The organism is Pontiella sulfatireligans (assembly GCF_900890705.1).
GTDB classification, from domain to species: Bacteria; Verrucomicrobiota; Kiritimatiellia; order Kiritimatiellales; family Pontiellaceae; genus Pontiella; species Pontiella sulfatireligans.
Genome location: NZ_CAAHFH010000002.1, coordinates 1,303,766 through 1,325,045 on the forward strand (window position 1 = coordinate 1,303,766; position 21,280 = coordinate 1,325,045).

21 protein-coding genes and 1 tRNA gene are annotated in these 21,280 nt (G+C 53.3%); 17 read left to right on the forward strand and 5 right to left on the reverse strand.

All coding sequences use genetic code 11. The annotated features are described in order from the left end of the window. Positions 1 to 115 precede the first annotated feature (115 nt). The 6 genes from SCARR_RS18520 to SCARR_RS18545 all read left to right on the forward strand — a co-directional run bounded on the left by SCARR_RS18520 (position 116) and on the right by SCARR_RS18545 (position 9,612). Positions 116 to 3,571, forward strand: a complete 3,456-nt coding sequence (locus tag SCARR_RS18520; RefSeq protein ID WP_136063141.1) for a choice-of-anchor Q domain-containing protein — start codon at positions 116 to 118, stop codon at positions 3,569 to 3,571. A 116-nt stretch (positions 3,572 to 3,687) separates the two neighbouring features. After that, on the forward strand, positions 3,688 to 6,609 hold the full coding sequence (locus tag SCARR_RS18525; RefSeq protein ID WP_168433429.1) for a hypothetical protein: 2,922 nt from the start codon (positions 3,688 to 3,690) through the stop codon (positions 6,607 to 6,609). A gap of 141 nt (positions 6,610 to 6,750) precedes the next feature. Further along, the gene (locus SCARR_RS18530) at positions 6,751 to 7,935 is read left to right on the forward strand and encodes a phosphopentomutase (RefSeq protein WP_136063143.1); all 1,185 of its coding nucleotides are present in this window, start codon (positions 6,751 to 6,753) and stop codon (positions 7,933 to 7,935) included. A gap of 64 nt (positions 7,936 to 7,999) precedes the next feature. Continuing rightward, positions 8,000 to 8,623: an ankyrin repeat domain-containing protein gene (locus tag SCARR_RS18535; RefSeq protein WP_136063144.1), complete on the forward strand. Its 624-nt coding sequence runs from the start codon at positions 8,000 to 8,002 to the stop codon at positions 8,621 to 8,623. A gap of 56 nt (positions 8,624 to 8,679) precedes the next feature. Continuing rightward, positions 8,680 to 9,153 (forward strand): nucleoside deaminase, encoded by a 474-nt coding sequence (locus SCARR_RS18540; protein WP_136063145.1) that lies wholly within the window; start codon positions 8,680 to 8,682, stop codon positions 9,151 to 9,153. Between the two features lie 15 nt (positions 9,154 to 9,168). Continuing rightward, positions 9,169 to 9,612 (forward strand): polyribonucleotide nucleotidyltransferase, encoded by a 444-nt coding sequence (locus SCARR_RS18545; protein WP_136063146.1) that lies wholly within the window; start codon positions 9,169 to 9,171, stop codon positions 9,610 to 9,612. A 336-nt stretch (positions 9,613 to 9,948) separates the two neighbouring features. On the opposite strand, the gene SCARR_RS18550 is transcribed toward SCARR_RS18545, so the two are convergent. Together SCARR_RS18550 and SCARR_RS18555 are read right to left on the reverse strand one after the other, a co-directional pair. After that, positions 9,949 to 10,434: a PH domain-containing protein gene (locus SCARR_RS18550; RefSeq protein WP_168433430.1), complete on the reverse strand. Its 486-nt coding sequence runs from the start codon at positions 10,432 to 10,434 to the stop codon at positions 9,949 to 9,951. Positions 10,435 to 10,450: 16 nt separating this feature from the next. Continuing rightward, positions 10,451 to 11,386 carry a radical SAM protein gene (locus tag SCARR_RS18555; protein ID WP_136063148.1) on the reverse strand — a complete coding sequence of 312 codons (936 nt, stop codon included), beginning with the start codon at positions 11,384 to 11,386 and terminating at the stop codon, positions 10,451 to 10,453. Positions 11,387 to 11,446: 60 nt separating this feature from the next. On the opposite strand from SCARR_RS18555, the gene SCARR_RS18560 reads away from it, so the two are divergent. After that, positions 11,447 to 12,847 (forward strand): PQQ-dependent sugar dehydrogenase, encoded by a 1,401-nt coding sequence (locus SCARR_RS18560; protein WP_136063149.1) that lies wholly within the window; start codon positions 11,447 to 11,449, stop codon positions 12,845 to 12,847. An 18-nt stretch (positions 12,848 to 12,865) separates the two neighbouring features. Here the strand turns inward: SCARR_RS18560 and SCARR_RS18565 are convergent, their stop codons facing one another. Beyond that, positions 12,866 to 13,153, reverse strand: a complete 288-nt coding sequence (locus SCARR_RS18565; RefSeq protein WP_136063150.1) for a type II toxin-antitoxin system RelE/ParE family toxin — start codon at positions 13,151 to 13,153, stop codon at positions 12,866 to 12,868. Beyond that, on the reverse strand, positions 13,150 to 13,374 hold the full coding sequence (locus tag SCARR_RS18570; protein ID WP_136063151.1) for an addiction module protein: 225 nt from the start codon (positions 13,372 to 13,374) through the stop codon (positions 13,150 to 13,152). Before SCARR_RS18570 ends, SCARR_RS18565 begins: the two co-directional genes overlap by 4 nt. A gap of 358 nt (positions 13,375 to 13,732) precedes the next feature. On the opposite strand from SCARR_RS18570, the gene SCARR_RS28305 reads away from it, so the two are divergent. The 10 genes from SCARR_RS28305 (at position 13,733) to SCARR_RS18615 (ending at position 21,086) form a co-directional block, all read left to right on the forward strand. Then, on the forward strand, positions 13,733 to 13,900 hold the full coding sequence (locus SCARR_RS28305; RefSeq protein WP_168433431.1) for a hypothetical protein: 168 nt from the start codon (positions 13,733 to 13,735) through the stop codon (positions 13,898 to 13,900). After that, complete coding sequence (locus SCARR_RS18575) at positions 13,897 to 14,382, forward strand: hypothetical protein (RefSeq protein WP_136063152.1); 486 nt, start codon at positions 13,897 to 13,899, stop codon at positions 14,380 to 14,382. Before SCARR_RS28305 ends, SCARR_RS18575 begins: the two co-directional genes overlap by 4 nt. Beyond that, positions 14,379 to 14,651, forward strand: coding sequence for a hypothetical protein (locus tag SCARR_RS18580; protein WP_136063153.1), 273 nt, complete (start codon positions 14,379 to 14,381; stop codon positions 14,649 to 14,651). The genes SCARR_RS18575 and SCARR_RS18580 overlap by 4 nt, the downstream gene beginning before the upstream one ends. 111 nt (positions 14,652 to 14,762) lie before the next feature. Then, positions 14,763 to 15,344, forward strand: a complete 582-nt coding sequence (locus SCARR_RS18585; RefSeq protein ID WP_136063154.1) for a hypothetical protein — start codon at positions 14,763 to 14,765, stop codon at positions 15,342 to 15,344. Between the two features lie 255 nt (positions 15,345 to 15,599). Then, the gene (locus SCARR_RS18590; RefSeq protein WP_136063155.1) at positions 15,600 to 16,496 is read left to right on the forward strand and encodes a DNA-methyltransferase; all 897 of its coding nucleotides are present in this window, start codon (positions 15,600 to 15,602) and stop codon (positions 16,494 to 16,496) included. Then, a complete protein-coding gene (locus tag SCARR_RS18595; RefSeq protein WP_136063156.1) occupies positions 16,483 to 18,345 on the forward strand; it encodes an AAA family ATPase in 1,863 nt (620 codons plus the stop codon). Before SCARR_RS18590 ends, SCARR_RS18595 begins: the two co-directional genes overlap by 14 nt. Before the next feature lie 3 nt (positions 18,346 to 18,348). After that, positions 18,349 to 18,987 (forward strand): hypothetical protein, encoded by a 639-nt coding sequence (locus tag SCARR_RS18600; RefSeq protein WP_136063157.1) that lies wholly within the window; start codon positions 18,349 to 18,351, stop codon positions 18,985 to 18,987. A gap of 119 nt (positions 18,988 to 19,106) precedes the next feature. Further along, on the forward strand, positions 19,107 to 19,673 hold the full coding sequence (locus SCARR_RS18605; RefSeq protein ID WP_136063158.1) for a hypothetical protein: 567 nt from the start codon (positions 19,107 to 19,109) through the stop codon (positions 19,671 to 19,673). Then, complete coding sequence (locus tag SCARR_RS18610) at positions 19,663 to 19,857, forward strand: helix-turn-helix domain-containing protein (protein ID WP_136063159.1); 195 nt, start codon at positions 19,663 to 19,665, stop codon at positions 19,855 to 19,857. The genes SCARR_RS18605 and SCARR_RS18610 overlap by 11 nt, the downstream gene beginning before the upstream one ends. After that, positions 19,854 to 21,086 carry a tyrosine-type recombinase/integrase gene (locus SCARR_RS18615; protein WP_136063160.1) on the forward strand — a complete coding sequence of 411 codons (1,233 nt, stop codon included), beginning with the start codon at positions 19,854 to 19,856 and terminating at the stop codon, positions 21,084 to 21,086. The genes SCARR_RS18610 and SCARR_RS18615 overlap by 4 nt, the downstream gene beginning before the upstream one ends. Here the strand turns inward: SCARR_RS18615 and SCARR_RS18620 are convergent. Beyond that, positions 21,048 to 21,136: transfer RNA gene (locus SCARR_RS18620), tRNA-Leu, on the reverse strand. The genes SCARR_RS18615 and SCARR_RS18620 overlap by 39 nt on opposite strands. Positions 21,137 to 21,280: the final 144 nt, after the last annotated feature.

Sequence of the window (21,280 nt, forward strand, 5' to 3'; positions counted from 1 at the left end):
TCCCCGAACAAACCAGCGGGCCCTCCGCTCACTCCTCCATCCGGCAGCTCGCCGGGTTCCATTCAACGGCCTGCGCCGTTATCACGCCTAAACCTGATTTAACCAGGAGCGCATCATGAAAAAACAATCGAATACCTTACGTATTATCCGACTCGCCACGCTAGCCCTATCCTTCGCAGCCTGCCCGTTCTTCACGGGGACAAGCTTTGCAGGCACGCTATACGTGTCCCAAGCCAGCCCGCAGGACGGCCCCGGAACCAATTGGCCCACGGCCTTCCACACCATCCAATCGGCCATTAATGGTGCGGGCAGTGGCGACCTTGTGTTGGTCACCAATGGAACCTACAACGCCGGCGCGACCGAGATTAATTCCATGAGCAACCGCGTGGCACTCACCAAGGCGATTTCCGTAGAAAGCGTCAATGGTCCCGAATACACCCTCATCGAGGGAGCCGGTCCAAGCGGAACGAACGCCGTACGCTGCGTCTATATCAACGCGGGAGAGCTGGCCGGATTTACGTTGACCCATGGGCATACTCAGGCATCCGGAAATTCCCCCCAGCGATCCGGCGGAGGCGTCTGGTTTGATTCGGGGGGGACGGTTTCCAACTGCATCATTTGCGGAAATACAAATATCTTCGAAGGTGGAGGAGCCTACTGCAACGAGGGAGGGACGCTCATCAACTGCACCGTCCGCAACAATGCAGCAAATTATGGTGGAGGGGTTTACTGCAAAAACAACGGCACGCTCATCAACTGCATCCTGGCCGCCAATACAGCGGAACATCAAGGCGGCGGGGCAGTCTGCGGCCAAGGCGGCACATTCAACAACTGTACGATCAGCGGCAATTCGACAGACGAGTTGGGCGGCGGATTATACTGTTTCAACGAAGGAACGCTCAACAATTGCATTCTTTGGGGAAATATAGGATCGAACGAAGGCAACTGGGAGAGATACGGAACCAGCATGTCGTTTTCGCACTGCTGCACCACCCCCTCTTTCGGAACAGGCTGCATCACAAACGATCCCCTCTTTGTTTCGAGCTCCGACACCCATCTGCAATTTTTGTCCCCCTGCATCAATGCCGGAACCAATATGCCGTGGATGGACGGAGCAACCGACCGGGAAGGAAATCCTCGCATATTCAATGAACAAGTGGATATCGGAGCCTTAGAATTTCCGGAGATAGTCGTCACAACATTGCCGGCCACCGATCTGCTCAACGACATGGCGACGTTCAACGGCACGGTCAATCCAAACGATACCGAAACGAGCGCCTGGTTTGAATGGGGCTCCACCCGAAACGGCGACTATAGCAACCGCACCGAGTCGATCAACGTTGGCGGCGGAACAACCAACGTAGCGATCGATTTAAGCGACCTGCCACCGGGCATCCACTACCATTATCGGATTGTCGCGACCAACAGCCTCATGGAGGCGTGTGGCCAAGAACAAACCTTCTGGACGCCGGCCATCGATTTCCGTGCCCCGGCGTTTTTGACCCTCGAACAGGGCAGCAATTTTGTTGATCTGACAACCATCCACACAACGCCGCTGGCCATTGCGGCGGGCGTTTACCACAGCCTGGCGCTGCGGGTCGACGGTTCGGTCGTCGGATGGGGAGACAACTCCTATACCAACATTCCCGCCGGTGCAACCAATGTTGTGGCCATCGCGGCGGGCGGCAGCCACAGCCTAGCGCTGCGGGCCGACGGCTCGGTCGTCGGATGGGGAGACAACTTCTATGGGCAGACCAACATTCCCGCCAGTGTAACCAATGTAGTGGCCATTGCGGCGGGCGGCAGCCACAGCCTAGCGCTGCGGGCCGACGGCTCGGTCGTCGGATGGGGATGGAACTATCACGACCAGACCACCATTCCCTCCAGTGTATATAACTTTCTTCCACTCACGACAAACGGCGTCGTGGATACAGCAGTTCTGGGCACCTATGTGCTGACCTACAGCACCACCAATTCACTGGGTGCGGTCGGCACCGCCTCCCGCACGGTGGTGGTCGCCACCCTTCCGACCGTTACGACGGAACCGGCCACCGGTATTGGTGTCAGCCGGGCAACCTTGCAGGGCTCCGCTAATCCCAGAGCATCCGAAACCCAGGCCTGGTTCGAATATGGACTGGGAGCCAGTTACGGACAGGAAACCCCGACGGTTCCACTGGATATCACAACAAATGCCCAGTCGTTCAGCACCTTTAAGGAAGAGCTGCTTCCCTGGATGACCTACCACTACCGGGCGGTGGCCACCAACGGCCTGGGCCGGACGGATGGCTCTGACCGGACGTTCACTTTATTGCCCCCCTCCTTCGGCGCACCGTCGTTGTCCGCACCGGACGACCTTTCCCTTCCGCAAGGGGGCGGTACCTCCGTGTGGTTCACTGCGGCACCGGCGGGAGTGGATGTTCGAGTGGCATGCAACAATCCGATCCTGCTGCCGGAAAACAGCCTGGTATTGGCTGGCTCCAGCCTTGGCATCACCCCCGATCCAACCCATTCGGGTTCCGCGCAGATCACGCTGACGGCGAGTGACGGCATGCAGTCCGCCAGCCAAACCTTCACCCTGACGGTTGTACCGGTCGATCCGTCGCAGCTGCTGAATCTGGAGGCGCAACCGGTTTCGGGCGAGGCCTGGCGTTTGAAGATGTATGACGATGGAACCGCCTCCACCAACTATGTGGTGGAATACCGGCCGGATCTTTCGCCGACCAGTACGTGGACGGCCGCCGCGAATGTACTCGATCTAGGCGGAGGGGAATATGAACTGGATCTTGCAGCGGCGCAGGGCGATGCCGGCTTCTACCGGATCAAGGGCTTCCGCATGCTGCAGGGCGGCTTTGCCTCCACGGAATTCGAGACCGAGGAAGGCCGGACTGTCGCCGGAGTCGTCGTGGTGTTTAACAGCATCTTCTCCGGCGAACTGGCCTATAGCTGGACGGATGAGTTGGGGTCGAACTATACCGACACGGTGCCGGTGAACGGCACAACAGTCGTCATTCCGCTTCCCGAAGCTATCCTCTCCGATGATGCCGGAGTCGGCCTGCTCGAACACCTGACCCTGCAACTGGACGCCGGAACGGGCTACGTGCGGTCCGGCAACACCGCAAGCCGGGTGACCATCGAAGAAAACGATGCCGACTGGCAGGGCGTGATCGAAACCGAGTGCGGCATGCTGGGGTTCACCCTCGCCATGCTGCAGGACAACGGGACGTTCAACGGGCGGATCCAAAGCGATGGATTCGGCTTTTTCCCGACCAATATCCTCGTCCAGCTTTTGTTCTCGGACAATGCCTTCACCGCAGTGGCCAAAAACATTCCGCTGGCGGTCTATACGGACGACCCGATGGGCTACCTGGATCTTCGATTGGATGCGGCCAACAGCTCCGGCGAGACCAACGTGAGTTCCGGCAGTATCGAAGGCGAAGCGACGTTGGTCGTCAAGGTGCCGGGACTGTCGCATCTGGATGCGGCGCAAACCGTCCCGTTCGTACTGGACCGGCCGCCCACCGCTGCCTCCACCAACGAAATTTCCCTCTATTCCACAAGTGAAGGAGAATGATCATGAAAACGTTGAATCCAAAAAACATCACAAATCGAAAATCAACGCAATCCCATGCAAACGAATTGGCTCATAGAGCCAACGCTACAACAGCGCAGGGGTGTAGTGTCGGCTCTATGAGCCGAATCTGCTCAACATTGCTGTTTTGTCTCGCTTGGCTGGCCTGCTCCGGCAGTGCTTTGGCACTCGGCTCTACTGACGAGGCCGCCGTTGCCGATTATGTGAAGGACATTTTGTATTGGCCGGATGCCGCAGACCAGAATGCAGCCGCCTTCCGCTACAAGGTGCTGCTCTATACCAACGAAACGAGTGGCGTCCGCGCAAATACCGCGAACATGGGCACGCTCTACGGGACGGCGGAGCGTACCCGCGCCCAAAACGCCGAAAGCGATCTGCGCGACGGCTTGATCCAGAATCCCTCCAGCCTGCTCCTGCAAAATCTTTTGCTCGACCTGTATTACGACCGCCTGGCTGCAGAACTCATCCTGGCCGGAAACATGCGCTCCACGGATGGCCGAACCGCCGACCAAATGCGCATGGGGCCGGCGACGGTCGCCAGCGGCCTGGTCATCGACGATGAAATAAACCTGCACGAGCAGGCCTTGGAGGCGTATCAATCTGCGCTCGCCGACGGTGTTTCTCTTCTGTCCGACTCTCTGGGCCTAACCAATTCCCCGCCGGCTGGATACGCGATCTTTAAAAATCTCGTACCCACCCGTGGACTGGAACCGGCCACCTATGGCACCAACCTGGTTTCCGTGACCGGCAGCACCACCCTCCTGTTCGACGGCTACAAGGATCTCGTGCTGCTGCTCAACGGCCTGCGCGACTATGGCCGAGAAGCAGAAGCCGCGGGACGGCTCAAAACCAACCGGAACAATGCAGGCGACCGGGCAGAAGCCAAAACCCTGGCCACCGATGCCGCACGCTTCCTTTTCCTGCAGCAGGCCAAGCTGCTCGGTCTCTTCCCGAATCTTGACATTGACGACGCATCCGGACTGGCGGAAGCCTCGAAAGGTGTGGCCGTGAGCCTGGCCGCCCTGGAATCTCTGGCCCAATCCATTCGCAGCGGATCCAGCCTGCTGGGTTTCGAGGACGATTTCCTGATGCTGGTGCAAAAGTTTACCGGACAATCGGCGGATATCTTTGATTCGTTCGATGCCTATGAGCTCCGGCTGAATCCCACCGACCTCTCCAGTCCGTTGCGCTATGCCTTGTCGCTGCAGGACAGTGCCGTTGCCTCCTACGACGACTACCGGGGCTATCAGGATCAACTCGAAACCCAGCTGAGCTACATCACTGAAGCTGCCGAAGACCGCCTCTACCAACTGACCGGCGCCTATCCCGGCGATCCCGAATTTGAGCGGCCCGACGCGAACGAAGGCTGCGAAATCTGGATGCAACTCAAGAGCATCGATATCGCCAAGCTTCAAATCCAACGCAACCGCGCCGAAATTTCAAACCTGGAGGAAGAGGTGCGCATCGAAGTGGAACGCTCGCAATCGGTTCAGAGCACCTTCGTCTATTACGGCAACAAGCAGGCCAGTTTGACCGAGTGGATCGGCCATATCAATGCCGCGCAGGCGTTTGCCAATGAACTGGCGGCCGCCGCCGATGGCATATCGGTCTCCGGCGGCTTTTTGAGCGCCACCGTAAGTGTGAGCCCCGGCGCGGCCGCGCATGCCGTCAATTCCGTGGTGCAAGCCGCGGCCGAAGAGGGCAAAGGGCAATTGGAAGCCGACAAGGAACGGTTGGCGGCCCAGGAAAACGCCAAACTGGAAAACATCGAAAACGCCGCCAAGGTGGAAACCCTGATGCTGGGCATGAAGACGCTGGCGATTGATTCGCAGGAAGCCGCGATACTGCTCACCCAGGAACTGGGGCGCCTCGCCGCGCTGATCGGCGAGAAAGATGAACTGGAGCGGACGTTGGCCGAAAGCGGCGCCAGTCTGGCTGGCCGCTACTTCGCCGACCCGGTCCACCACCTGCGCAGCCAGCACCAGACCCTGCTCGCCAACCTCTCGTTCGACGAGGCGCAGAAATGGCTCTATTTCATGGCGCGGGCTCTGGAATACAAATGGAACACGCCGTTCATGAACTATTTCTACCTCGGCCGCAAATGGTCGACCGGCACCCTCTATAAACTGCGCAATGCCGATGAGCTCGAACAGATGTACAACGCCATGGCCAGCTTCAACAGCCTCGTGCAGCTGCCTTCGGACGACTATTTTGACTGGTTCTCTGTGAAGGAGGATTTTCTCGGCTACTATGAATTCGATGACACCGGAACCAATCAGCTCTTTTATACCGATCCGGCCAACCCTGACGCCCCCGCCACAAACTCGGCTACGATGGCCTTCCGCAGCTACCTGCGCACAAAACAGGACGCCATCGGCAACATTAAGCTGACCTTCAGCACGCGGCGCGAAATCCCCGGCGGCACCTTTTACCGCGGTGCCAGACGCGACGCGAATAACAACGTCCTCAGCGCGGGGCTGTTCCTCGACAAGATTAAATGGCTGAAGATTAACCTGCCCGGCAACCATTCCGACACCAACCGCACCCAGCTCGCCGGCGAACTCTCCTACGGCGGTACCGGCCTTATCCGCAACTTCGATGTCGGCACTTTCCACCCCGACCGCCTCGATCGTTTGCAGAACGAGGAGACGGCCTACAGCACGCGCTACTGGTATTTCCACGCGCCTTCCGCCAAGTGGCGCTTCAGCGAAGCGCTCAGCTCACCGGTCACGATGCAGCTCAGCGCCGACCCGCGCGTGCCGCCCACCGTCAGCGAGATCGACATCTTCAAGGAGCGCAGCGTCGCCGCCACCGGCTGGAAGCTCACCGTCCCCACCGAAGACCTCGGCGTCCCCGTGCTCAACATCGATGAGCTCGACGACATCGAGCTCTACTTCTACCACTACGCCGTCTCGCGCCAGCTGCCGGAAAGCAGCTATTCCACCATGGCAACAATGGCCGAAGGAGAGAAAGCCGCCCCGCGCGTAATCCCCTTCCCCTACAACCTGCGCTACGAATAAGCTGTAGCCCGGGGCGACGACCCGGAACTGTAGCCGGAGGCGTTGACTCCGGTTTCCGCAAAGCGGGGGCATCGCCCCCGCCTACAACATCCGATCGAATTATTTTGCCAACCTCGCCGCCATGCCCCAGCCTCTTGAGTCATGAAAGTAATCTTGATTGTTCTGGATTCGGTGGGGATCGGCGCGGCGCCGGACGCGGCGGATTATGGCGACGCGGGCGGCGCAACGCTGCAGCATATTGCCGAATCGGTCAGCGGGCTTGAGCTGCCAACGTTGCAGAAGCTCGGTCTGGGCAACATTCCAACCCTCCTCCCTTCCATTCCTCCAATTCCCGGATGCCCCGCTGTCGATAAACCGCTCGCCTCCTTTGGCGCGATGGAGGAAGCATCGGAGGGCAAGGACACGATTACCGGCCATTGGGAAATGTGCGGACTCGAAATCATTCCGGGCTTCCATAACTTTCCATTGGAGTTTCCATCGTTCCCCCGCGAGTTCGTGGCAACCTTTGAAAAGGCAACCGGCCGTCCAATTATTGGGAACAAGGCGGCGAGCGGCATTGCAATCATTGAAGAGCTGGGTGAAGAGCATATGCGCACCGGGGCGTGGATTGCCTACACCAGCGCCGACTCGGTGCTGCAGCTGGCTGCACATACTGCCATTATCCCGCTCGACGAACTCTATCGTGGCTGCGAGATTGCGCGCAAGCTCTGCGATCCGCTCAAGGTGGGCCGCGTGATTGCGCGGCCTTTCATCGGAAAGTCGGGTGCGTTTGAGCGCACGGAAGACCGGCGCGACTATGCCTTCACCCCCGAAGAACCGCTGATCACCGAACGGCTGTTCGATGCCGGCGTACCGGTCTATGCCGTCGGTAAGATCGAAGACATTGTAGCGCACCGCGGCATTACCGAGAGCATCCACTCCGGAAGCACCGAAGAATCGCAAAAAGTGGTTGAGCAGTTTATGCAGAAAGAAGGCGACGGCTTCATCTTCGCCAACTTTATCGACTTCGACATGCTCTACGGCCACCGACGCGATCCGATCGGCTATGCCGCCGCGCTAAGGCAGACCGACGACTGGCTCGCATCCTTTCTCCCCCAACTTGGAAAAGACGATGTGCTGCTGCTGACGGCCGACCACGGCAACGACCCGACGTTCAAAGGAACCGATCACACACGCGAATATGTGCCGTTGCTGGCATACCGGCCGGGCCGTTCCGGCGAATCCCTCGGAATCCGCAGGGGCTTCTACGACATTGCGCAGTCGCTCGCAAGCAGCTTCGGCCTCGCCCCGGTCCCACGCGGCGAATCGTTCCTCCAGCGGGCATGATTCGCCTTGCCTTGACTGCTTAAACGTGGTCGGATGTCCCTTTTAAAACTACAAAGGAACGACCATGACCACTACACGCATAATTTCCGCCGTTCTGCTTGCAGGCACGCTGTTCTCCGCCCGCGCAGAAGAAGCCGTACTGAAAGCCGCCCCCATTACCCAGCAGGAAGTCATCGAAGCCGCGCTCTACGGCAAGCTCGACACCATCAACAAAGCGCTGGCGCAGGGCTACACAGCTGACGCGCGGGATCCCGAAAACCGCACCGCCCTCATGTATGCCGCCTTCAACGGCCAAACCGCCGTCGTGGCCAAGCTTCTCGACGTGGGCGCCGACATTAACGCGCAGGACAACACGGGCTCCACGGCACTCATGTTTGCCTCCAGCGGCCCCTATTCAGAAACCGTCCAGCTCCTGCTCGATCGCGGTGCAAAAATCAATATGGTCGACAACAACGAGCATTTTTCCGCCCTCATGTGGGCCGCGGCCGAGGGCCAGGCCAGCGTGGTTGAACTGCTGCTCAAAAACAAGGCCGACACCACCCTCCAAGATGTCGATGGCGACACCGCCGAATCCTTCGCCGCCAAGGCCAAGCATTATGACGTCGTAAAGATCCTGAAAGCCGCTTCCCCGAAAAAGAAAGAAGCAGCGGCTCCGAAAAAACTGGAAACAGAACAAAAGGCTGAATAATTTCTCTTTCCGCAACACTGGAAATTATTCTGCCACCAAATTATTCCGCCCTAAACATGTCGTATTCCGAAACGTTCCTGCGTGAAGCGATCCGGCTCTCCCTCGAAAAGATGGAAGCCGGCGACGGCGGACCGTTCGGCGCTGTGGTTGTGAAGGACGGCAAAATCGTCGGCCGGGGCTGGAACCGCGTCACTTCCGCCAACGATCCCACGGCGCACGCCGAAGTAGAAGCCATCCGCAACGCCTGCGCGAACCTCGAAACGTTTTCGCTGGCCGGGTGCGAAATCTACGCCAGTTGCGAGCCCTGCCCGATGTGCCTTGCGGCGATCTACTGGGCGCGGCTCGACGCCCTCTACTTTGCCGGCTCCCGCAACGATGCGGCCAACGCCGGCTTTGACGACGCCCTGCTCTACGAAGAGGTGGCAAAAGCCCCGCACTCGCGGTCCCTCAAAACCGAACAGCACCTCAACGCCGAAGCGCAGGCGGTGTTCGTGCAGTGGAAAAGCAAGTCCGACAAAACCCCTTATTGAATAGGAGCATTACCGATGACCAAGAGACGTCTCATAACCGCCGGTATCTTTGCAGGAACTGCGACCCTGCTCTCCTCGTGCGGAAGCATCATCTATCCCGAGCGCGTCAACCAGAAGGAGCACGGCGGTTTCGACTTCTTGATTATGGGCATGGATGCCGTCGGACTGCTGTTTTTTCTAGTTCCCGGCATCGTTGCCTTTGCGGTTGATTTTGGAACCGGCGCCATTTACTTCCCTGCAGACCACAAGAAGAACGAACGGGAGCGCACGGTGTTCGATCGGATCGATTCGCAGGCCCGGCTCGACAGACATGAAATCGAGCGGCTCGTCGAAAGACGGACAGGATGCTCCATCGAACTCAACGAGGACCGGGTTCTGGCCAAACGGCTCAACCACATCAGCGAATTCAACGAAGCCTGCAGCAGCCTCTCCGCCCAAGCGATGCTGGCCTCAAACTAGAGCGGATCACGATTGAGATGCCGGAACTTAGGGCGGCTGGTCCGCCGTAGCCCGAAGGCGGGAGCTCACGGCACGAAAGCCGGGTCCACGCTGCTTCGCATACAAGTTCCGGCTCTACCGGCAAATGCCCGAGTACTCAGTCAGGGAATTATATGCAATTCACCTGAATAAAATTGTTTCGCGCAAAGACGCAAAGAACGCCAATCCAGGGAATTCTTTGTGTCTTGGCAACTTGAGTGACCAAAGGGAACGGGCGTGAGAATACCATTCAAGTTAGTTCCGTATTAGTGCCCCTTACGACGGATTTGAACAGAAGAGATATTGGCTGACTCAGCACTAGCGTCTGGAAGCGAAAGCCTCCACCGCCTGCACAAAGGCGACGGGGTCGTCCGGAGAAACCACGATCGTCCGCTCCGCAAAACACAGCACGACCGTTTTGTTTAGATCGTTGACGAAGGCTCTGAATTTGCCCAATGCCTTGTTGCGGTAGAGGCCGGCGAAGACAAACAGTCCGCCGTTGCCGCATAGCCGAATGGAACCGCGCAGGGCGTTCGGCACAACCGCCACCGACCGGAGGCTGTCCAGCGGAAACCTTGTTTCCCAACCCAGCCGCTTGATGATCAGCACGCCATCGGAAACTTTATAGCCCCGAATAATGAAGGGCAGCGCCAAAACCAGCAAAAGCGGAAACAGCACCATCATTTTACCATCTGCGTTGCCCGAGGCGTAGATCGCGATGAACAACACAACCACGCCGCCGCTGATCCCTGTCAGCAACGCCCCCCATGGCGCGCGAAACGCTTGACGGCCGCTGTTTTTCATAGCAATTCCCCCCTGCTTAGGACTGACGCTGGAAATAATAGGTTTCATCGCCCCTGCGGTCTACCTTCAGCAGACCCGCCGAAACCATGCTCTTGAGCGTCTTGAATATTTTTTCCGGAGGCATGTTGAACTCATCGGCCAGCTGTCCGCAGGTTGCGGGGTGGCGCTTAATCAGCGCCGCCAGCGCCGCCTCGCTGATCTCCAGCGACTCGAAGCCCTGCTTCTTGAATGAAGCCGCGACCGAGGCCGTGGGGCCGAACAGCTCAGCCAAAGCTTTTAGGCGCTCCTCCGGCACGGCGGTCACGCTGGAGTCCGCCGGCGGGCGGACCGCGGTGTTGATATCGATCCGGTCGGGATTGATCGACTTAACGACTTCTGCAATTTTATGAATATTGGAGGTTTGCGAATTGACGCCTTCAATAATGAACACCTCCACCGCCAGCTCGCCGAGATATTCCGAACGGAACGCCTGCTCTCCTTTTACCAGAAGCTCAAAGGTCACCCCCTGCGCCGGGCGGTGGATCTGCTGGAAGCTGGCTTCGTCCCATGCACTGAGCGTCACCTTCACCTTATCGGCCAAGGCCGCCTCCTCACGGACTTCGGGATAATGCATCAACGTTCCGTTGCTTAGCAGCACCGAAGCAATATCGGTGTTGTCCTTCACCCAGCAGAGCACGTCGCCGAAATGGTGGTGCAGCGTCGGTTCGCCCGAACCCGCCAGCGTAATATGGTCGGCAACGCCGTCGGCCGCTTTCCAGCGTTCGAGTTCGGCCAGCACATCCTGCATCGGCACATAGTCGCCGCGCTCATTCACCGCGCAGGGGGTCTCGCCCAGTTGGCAGTAGGTGCAGTTCATGGTGCAGGTCTTGAACGGAATCAAATCCACGCCCAGCGAGCGGCCCAGCCGGCGCGACGGAACGGGGCCAAAAAGATAGTCATATGCCTTATTCATGACTTAAGATTCGTTCTTTTCACTTTGCGAAGCAAGCAAACAAGGCTCATAGTCTTTCGCATGAAAACGCTGATCATGACTTTCTTCGCGGTTCTCGCGGCGGTCGCCTGCGGCCAAAGCGCCTCGGAGCTCTACCAAACCCACTGCTCCCACTGCCACGGCATTAACTTCCAAGGGGGCAATGCCCAGAGTCTCGTCGACGGCATCTGGCAGTTTGGCGGCAGCACCGGGCACATTTCCAGCAACATCAAAAACGGCATCACCCACCTTGGCATGCCGGCTTATGAAAAAACGCTGACCGGCCCGCAGACCAAGTCCATCGCCGAGTTTCTGCTCAACGCCGAAAAAGAAGCGGGCGCTGTTAAGCCGCCCATCCCCGAAACCCTCCAAACCTTAGACTACACGATCGACGTCGAAATCTGGGCAGAGGGTCTGGAAATCCCGTGGGACATCGCCTTTCTTGATGCCGACACCGCCCTCATCACCGAACGGCCGGGACGGCTGCGCGTGGTCGATAAAGGCAAGCTCTATACGAAGCCGGTGGAGGGCACGCCCAAGGTGGTGGCCGAAGGCCAAGGCGGCCTGCTCGCGGTCGCATTCGACCCCGACTACACGCAAGAAGGCAACCAGTGGGTCTACCTCGCCTACAGCCACGGGCTAGAGATGCTGCCCAACGGCAAACGCGCTCCGGCCATGACCAAGGTTGTTCGCGGCCGCATCAACGGGAACACCTGGGCCGACGAACAGGTGCTCTTCGAGGCGAAGCACGACGACTACCGCACCACCCGCCACCACTACGGCACGCGCATCGTGTTCGACGCCGATAAAAACCTCTACTTCTCCATCGGCGACCGCGGCACCGGCATCCATGCGCAGGACCTCTCCAAGCCCAACGGAAAAATCCACCGCATCCAACGCGACGGCGTCATCCCCAAAGGCAACCCCTTCCGGAGAAAGAGCGGCGCCCTCCCCTCCATCTACACCTACGGCAACCGCAACCCCCAGGGCATCTCTGTTCATCCCGTCACCGGCAAAATCTGGGCCTCCGAACACGGTCCGCTCGGCGGCGATGAAATCAACCTGATCGCTCCGGGGAAAAACTATGGCTGGCCCATCATCACCTACGGCAAAAACTACAACGGCTCCATCATCACCGAGTTCGTCCGCAAAGACGGCATGGAGCAGCCCGTCTGGTATTGGAACCCCTCCACCGCCGTCTGCGGCATCGACTTCTATCACGGCGACCTTTTCCCCAAGTGGAACAACAAGCTGCTCGTCGGCGCATTGAAGTATGAAGACGTCCGCGTGCTCGACATCGAAGGAAGCCGCGTCATGCACGAAGAGGTGATCCTTAAAAACGCCGGCCGCGTCCGCGACGTCGCCTGCGGTCCCGACGGCGCCGTCTACGTCGTCCTCAACGATCCCGGCACCATCCTCCGCCTCACCCCGAAAAAGGATTAGTGCGGATCAGCAAGTCGCCTAACGGTCTTGCCACGGTTGCGGATCTTGCCGCAAGTGCATAATGCCACCGACCACAATGCAATCACGCCGGGCTTCATATAGAATGCCATACGGAAAACGATCCGTCAGATAGCGACGGGAACGAGAGGAAAAAACAGGCCATGCGGAAGGATGCTCTTGAATGCGTTTAAAGCCACGCTGAACTTCGGCGGCGAATTCATAGCCAAGGCCAAGGCATTGTGCGTTGTAGTAGTCCACGGCATCGACTAGTTCACGCTCGGCAGAGGAAAGAACAAGCAGTTTCATCCTTTGGCGATCCGATCAAAAACTTCGCTAGCCGGAGACGCCTGAATTTTTCCCGCATCATAAGCTTCCAGACGGGAATCCACTTCCTTTTTCCACGCCTCATCAATCGGGCGTTCCGTGGCTCCATCAAAGCTAAGAAAAAGGCGTTCAATAAGCTCCGCCCGATCCACTGGGGATAAAACCAATGCACTTTCCATAACCTTTTCTGCAATTGCGGTCATAATAAATACCTTTTTGAATTCGAGGGAAATATAGCACGCATTGGGGTAAAAGCAATATCGACTGAATTAGGCTCTCCGTCAAAAACGGGACTTCAGGGGCACATCCCGTCCGGGCACAAAAAAACCGCAGGATCAATTGATCTGCGGTTAAAAAATGGTGCTCGGGGTGGGATTCGAACCTGCCTGACACCCCTGCAAACATTGGGGATGATGGTTCACCACCTCAAATAGCACCTCAAACGGCAGGCGTCGACAGTCAGCTCCTGACAGTAATAAACAGCTGGAACACTCTTTCCAAACCTCTGCGTGAGGCCGTCCTGGCACTTGTGCGGACTGCATCAGGTAAGGAGGTTTCGGAATGAGTGCGTTCGGCGACATCCACTCCATCATCGTAAAAGCGTTGAAGCGCATTGTGAACGTCTTCGGATCAATGCGCTTGAACGCGGATGGTGGCTTCCCTTCCCCTAACGAGAGAAAAAGCAGGATGGTTATTTGTGTTGTCTCTGAAATGGAGGCTAAACAATGAAGCACTCCGGCGAAACCATTTTAGGCGGCACATCACGGAATATGTCCGAGGGAGGATATGGCAATGCTGGAGAGCACCCAGAGCGCCTTCGGAGCGGCGAAGAAAATGATGTGTCGCCCCTTTTTCCAGAACACAGCCAAAGTAGCGAAACGTCCGTAACAAAGAGCGGATCCTTGCTGGAGCGTAGCTCCCCTGTTTCTTTGCCGCCCGAAGCGAAAAACTACCGACCGCAGGGCGGAACTACCGGTGAACGAGCAATCAAGCAACGCCTGCTCCCTCATGGTTCAAAGCCTTCCTCGATCGCGGCGGATCAACCTCAAGACTCCGGCATTCTGCAACTACGGCTGTTTGATGATCTACCGGAATATATTTCACACCATCGGAAAAAGGTTTCCGAAATGGAATCTCTATCGGAAGAAGTCCGGGATGGAGATATTCAATTTGAAATACCGGACTTTATGAAGATGAGGTACCCAAGATGAAAGTAAAAGTGCAAATCCTAGGGCATGAAAAGTTCGATACTAAAAAGGGCGTGCTGCGCCATCAACTGGCCTGCCTGGATATGGACACGCAAAAGAGATTGATCAATACATTTGATTATTCTTATTCCGACCTGGATCAAGACACCTGTGGCGATCCGGAAAAACTCATAGGTAAAATTGTTGAAATCGGTCTTACTCATATTGAGGCCGGCTTCGGTGGTCGGATTCGTACGCGGGGAGAAATTCTTACGGCTCCAAAAGCCGCGTAAGTTGTTACCAGACGCGGGGGCCGTCTTTAACTGCCCTCCGGTGTTTACAATGGTCTGACCGGAACTCGGACAACGAGGCATAGTAAAATGGAAACTCCAGAAGTACACATAATGGACAAGATCGAGTGGCAAATATTCGGCACGCTTACCTTTAAGAAGGAGCGCATGCCCCACCATCACCGTCTAAAAATGTGGTATGCAGAGGTTAGAACCCTCGCAAAGTGGCAACACGTGTACTTTCCTGAACTTCTCTGGGCACTTCGTTTCGAGCATGGCGAATTGACCGGACGTCCTCATTTTCATTGCTTAATCGGTGGCTTACCAAAGGCTGCTGTTTCGGGAGCTACAAAGATTCGGCGCGCAGGTGGATCATGGGATGTGGTTAATCGCACATGTCATGCTATGTACGCAAAATGGGCACGTATGGGGCTCAAAGAATCTGATCCAAAGGATCGTATCTCTCAATTCAGTTTGTACGATTCTCGGCTCAATGGAGGAGCGTACATTTTAAAATGCCTTGGGGTTGATGAATCGCGCCTCTCGAAAGACATATACGAGACAGCGAAATTTAACTGGGAAGCCGACGAGCTGACGCTCTCCGAATCTGTAACCCGTGTAGTGAGCGCTTACCTGGCCTCCCAATCCAATGGGAAGCTCAAAAGAATGCACGATAGGGAACAAAGAGACGTTTAAGAGAGACAGCCTTTGAGCACTCGGGGCGGATATTTCCGACGAGTGAAAGTTTCGCCATTGGCGGAGCGAAAATGACCGCGCCAGCGCCATTTCGCCCGACAGGGCGACACCTTGTAGGGAGAACTGTGCCTACGCAAAAAAAGAATAAGTACCTCGGAAGTAATCCTCCATTGTGCTTCACGAATTCGAGCCGACAACATATATTGGGAGTCCATAACGGTAGAAAAATAAATAATTTTAGGGATAGATAGCATTATGTCTTCAGAGGTAAGTCAGATTTACGATTCCATTGGCGTTAAAAAGAGCAAGGACTATTCAGGCCAGCTCGAAGGTGGGCAATATTGGTGCGTTCTGAACGGAGACGCCGCAACTAGACTTAAAGATGTACCAGACGAGTCAATTAATTGCGTTGTTACCTCGCCACCTTATTATTGGCTTCGTGATTATGATGTAGAAGGTCAGATTGGCTTGGAAGAAACTGTTGATGAGTATGTATCTAGTTTAGTCAAGGTTATGACCGAAATCTACCGAGTTCTGAGAAAAGACGGCACTCTGTTTCTGAATATTGGTGATACATATTATTCTGGTAGAGGGCAATCACAGGGTAAAGACAAGAAAAGCAAGAAAAGACGATTTGGCCTTCGAGCGGTAGATAAAAGTGGCGGTCTTGGCATTGGTCTACAAAAAAAGTCCGCGATTGGAATTCCATGGCGCGTAGCAATTGCGATGTGCGAACATGAGTGGATATTAAGAAGCCCTATCGTATGGCATAGAGATAAATGTTTGCCTGAATTCGTACGCGACCGACCACGGCGAAGTTATGAATTTGTGTTTATGTTTGCAAAAGACAGATACTATTTTTTCGACAAAACCCCTCTGGTAGATCAAAACTTTGACGAAGATGTATGGACAATTCCTCCCGAAAAGGGCGACAAGGGATTAGACACTGCTCCTTATCCTGAGGAATTGGTTCGTCGTTGTCTTTCGATCGGCTGTCCGGAAAAAGGGATAGTGCTGGATCCGTTCCTCGGGTCAGGAACTACTGCGTTGGCAGCTCTTAAAAGTGGCCGGTCAGCTATAGGCGTGGAGCTGAACAAAGAATTTTGTGCCCATGTGAATAAAAAAATAAGGGCGACCCATGAAGTACTTTAGCAAGCAAATAATTGATGTCGCACTCAAAGAACTGGTGCCATATAAAACTTTTTTTGGGATAACATTTCTCGTAGCTAAAGCGCATGAATTGCCAGTAGGGGATCAAACTAAATTAAAACTCGATACACTGAATCGCGAATTCATGGATGAACATTATCGAATACATCCTGACTCCGAGTATTATCTAAGAGTTTTCAAGTTTAATTCACCTGAGTTTTGGCTAACGCCAAAGTATCCAGAAACAGGCCTGCAAAGCATTAATACACGCTCATTCAAAGAAGTGTTTTTACATACCGTCAATACCGACCTGTGGGGATGGGATGAAGATTATATTTCGTTGCTGAGCGAAAAGTTGCATCCACGTGGGAAAATGCCATTAGCATATATCGTGATTTGGATTTGTCGGAATGTTCCATGGGATGAGAGCTGGAGTATACAGGACATAATTAAAAGATTTATAGAGGATTATCATCTCACTCAGGAAGAACTATCAACTCTCTTTGACACAAGCGTACTCCCTGAACTGAACAATGACTCCAACACCTTTCAACCAGTTCCTGTTAAGTGGAATGAAGTGCTGGAGCGATACCCCAGGCCACCAGACGTTAAGCAAGAAAAAGGGGGGATTCTCTCATATCTTGAGACAACGAACCTAGGGCCTGCAGATTCTTTTCAATTAGCTCCAAAAGAAAGAATTAATGTTATCACAGGAGATAATGGTCTAGGAAAAACCTTCCTATTTGACATAGCTTTTTGGGCAATGACACAAGAATGGCCTAGATCGGCGCCTATATACCCTTCAGGTTTAAATCCCAAGAAAACAGAAATTAAACATGCGATGGCCGGGGAAAATCCAAGGTTTCCGCATGTAAGTAAATACAACTATAAGATAGGTGACTGGCAAAGCTCAAAAAAAAGAGCAACGCTTCCTGGCTTGGTTCTCTATGTTCAATCCAATGGGGATTGTGTTTTTTGGGATCCCGTTGGTTTATCTGAGAGCAAACATTACAATAATAGCTTTCTAGAGCTTAGTTTCCCGGAACTATGGGATGGAAAACCGCGCGTATGCGAGGGACTGATTCGTGACTGGGTTAAATGGCAACACACTGTGGATAGTAGTCCATTCATGACACTTAAAGATGTGCTTATCGCTTTGTCTCCCCCAGATCTTGGCGGTTTTGAAATAAGAAATCCCATTCGTTTAAACGATGATCCACGCGAAATCCCAACATTAAGTCATACATATGGGGAGGTGCCGATAACAAAAGCCTCAGCAGGGGTGAAGCGTATTTTGTCATTGGCATATGCGATGATATGGTTCTGGGAAGAGCATAAAGTACGGGCCAAAACGAGAGGCTTACAGCTAGAATCTCAAATGGTGATATTGATAGATGAAATAGATGCACATCTTCATCCTAAATGGCAAAGAACAATTCTACCTTCAATTTTGAAGGCAATCAACAAACTACATACTGAGCTCGATGTTCAACTACTCGTCGCGACACATTCGCCTTTTGTCGTTGCCTCACTGGAAAATCTTTACACACCTTCAAAGGATGGCGTTTTTAATTTCAAATTGACCACTTCTGGGATAAGTCTTGAAATGATTGAATTCATCAACAGAGGGCCAATAGGTCGATACTTGACATCGACTTTATTTGATTTAGGCGAGCCACGCTCGAACGGCGGGGAAAAAATTATTGCGGATGCCAGGCGATTGATCGATTCAGGAACTGAAGAAAAATTATTAATTCAAAAAGTACATGATAACTTGCAAACATGGCTTGCCGATGATGACCCATTTTGGCCTGAGTGGTTATTTTTCTCAGATGATTATTTAGAGGATTAGGATATGTTAAAATGCACAATGCATCCTGAACCTCCCGGTTTTCAGGATAAAGTGGGGAAACCTGGCGCGAATTTCTTAAAGAACAATCCCAATCCAAAATCTAGTGATTTCCCTGCCTATTGGAGCTATGTTCACAGTGACTTATATTCATGTTACAGGGGTATCTGCAATTTTTGCGCAACTTGGATGCCAAGAGCGTCAAAAAACACAGGAAACGAGGCAAGTTCGATAGACCATTTTATCCCTAAAACAGTGGATAAGAATGCCGCGTATAAGTGGTCTAATTATCGCCTTTGCCGCGGTAGCATCAACAATAGCAAAGACATTTCTACAGATGTGCTAGATCCCTTTCATATTAATAACAATTGGTTTGAAATGGATTTTAGGCGCAACGCAATCAAGCCGGCCGATTGCCTGAGCACTCTCATAGAAAGCCAAGTGCAAGATACAATTCGAATACTTGGTCTAAACGGATCCATTCTAAAATCTGAGCGCTTAAGTGTAATTATCCAGTACCTTAAAAAGGGAGGAACCACAATTGAGCGTAGATATCCATTCTTACACAAGGAAATGGTTAGAGTAGATTTTGATAATACGCTTGCTGACAAGCTAAGATCGATTCTCAATAAGCATAAATGCTAATATTTTAGCAATTTCCCTTAATTAGTATGCTTCCTTTTGACTGCGTGTTAATTTTGGAATTTTTTGGTTGCTATGGACTCTACATGGCTATATATACATACATGCATCAGGAGGTAATTATGGATAATGAATTTACGGATATGGGAAAAGAATTGGTTGAACAATCGAAAGAGGTATCAACTGCTCGGGGAATTATGGACGAGTTATTCCCCTATATCTACGTTGCTTCAAGGCGTATGAGCCTCCGGGCTATTAGCCGATGGTTGGAGGAAAATAAGAATGTCAAAATTAGCCATGTGAGTATTTCCAAGGCACTAAAGGACAGTGAATCATATTTCATTAAAGTACTGGAAGAGATTGTTCCGCCAGCCCGTTTTTTGGCTGATCAAGGAGAAATAAGCATAGAAACTATACTCTTTGATGCGGATGCTCTTGACTATGTGATTCAGACTAAATTTAGACAACAACCTGAACCTAATGACAAAGCAGGATGGACGCTTTATTACGAAGGTGATACTGCAGGCTACATTCTCGAAAATTGCTGGTTCAATCTTCCCGAAGAGTTCCGAGCTGAATGCAAAAGATTTGGACAGATTATCAATGAAGAAGACTACGATGAAGAAGGATTTGTACGACTAAACCATAATTCTGAAGCTTCAGAGAACGAGGTTGAACATGCTGAATAATTTAAAACTTCTACCATTGCTCGATGCTGCCGATATTCTTGGCGTATCAAAACGAACAGTTGACCGCCTTATTGCATGCGGCGAACTTCCAGTTGTTAAAATAAATCGGTCCACCCGAATTCCTCTTGCGGAAATCCAAGCCTATATCGAACGGAATACATTCAAGAACAAGGTGATGGCGTGAAAAACCTGAACAGAAAGTCGAGTGGCATCTATGAAGCAAGGATACGCATCCAATCGACTGACCGAATCACGTACAGGTCGCTAAAGACCCGAAACAAGGAAGTCGCTCTAAAGCGCCTGAATGACCTTTACCTACAAATGGAACGTGAAGCCGAAGGGTTAGCTACACCTTCAAAAATTAAGAGGGCTGCTCAGGCCACTATCGAAAAACATTTAAGGGCATACATATCCGACCTAGAAACTACCTGCTCAAGTTCCAAACATACCCAGGTATGTCATGACCGGATTAAGTTGCTAATTCGTGAATGCTGCTGGAGCAAACTTTCCGATATAGATTCCTCATCTTTTATGGAATGGAGAGCCGGACAAAAGAAAACGCCCAAGACCCTGAACGATTATCAATCCGCATTGAACAGCTTCCTAGTATGGCTCAAGGAAAATGGATTGCTAGAAGCGAATCCAATTGAACGTGTGAAGAAAGTTCCGGTTCGTGGCCGTCATAAATTTCATCATAGAGCATTTACCTATGCCGATATAGCTGAACTCCTCAACGTGTCTGGAGATAGAAGATTCGCGTATGTGACGGCAATCTATACAGGACTAAGGCGTGGTGAACTGGAAGCGTTGCAATGGGGTGATATTCATCTGGAAGAAGAAACTCCATATCTCGTCGCTCGCGCCTCTACCACCAAAAACGGTAAGCAGGCCATGATTAAGCTTCATCATGAAGTGATTGAATCGCTCCGCTTCATAAGACCGATAGAACCAAAGATAGATCAACTCGTTTTTGATGTTCCAACCATCGAGCAATTCAAGAAGGATTTGGCAGAGGCCAATATCGAATACATTGATGCTCAGGGAGGCCGGGCGGACTTTCATTCACTCCGACATACCTTTGCCACATGGAACGCGCTCGTAGGCAATTCTCCACAAGTTACAAAGTCGCTAATGCGACACAGCGATATTAAATTGACGATGAACGTCTACACGGATGTTTCAAAGCTTCCGACTTCTGCAGCGATTGACCTGTTGCCTTCAATCGAAACACCTCAAATAGCGCCTCAAAAATCTGGCTCTGAGGGTCACTGCGTGGCACAGACTGGCAAAGAAGGTAAGATTATTCAGTTTACTAAACCAGCTGATAGCAAGAAGTTTAGTCGCGGTCTGGCACGAACTGGCACAGAAAGAGAATGGTGCTCGGGGTGGGATTCGAACCCACACGGGCTATAACGCCCACAAGGCCCTCAACCTTGCGTGTCTACCAATTTCACCACCCGAGCAGGTTTTGAAAAGAGGTTGGGAAGATACCGATGCCCCGCGGGCCGTGCAAGCGGTAAAACTGAAAAAGTTGCGCCCGTTGTAAACAAGGGGGCCAGAGAAGGGAATACGGGAGGCGGACGGCGTTAAAAGTTGGAGTTGAAACT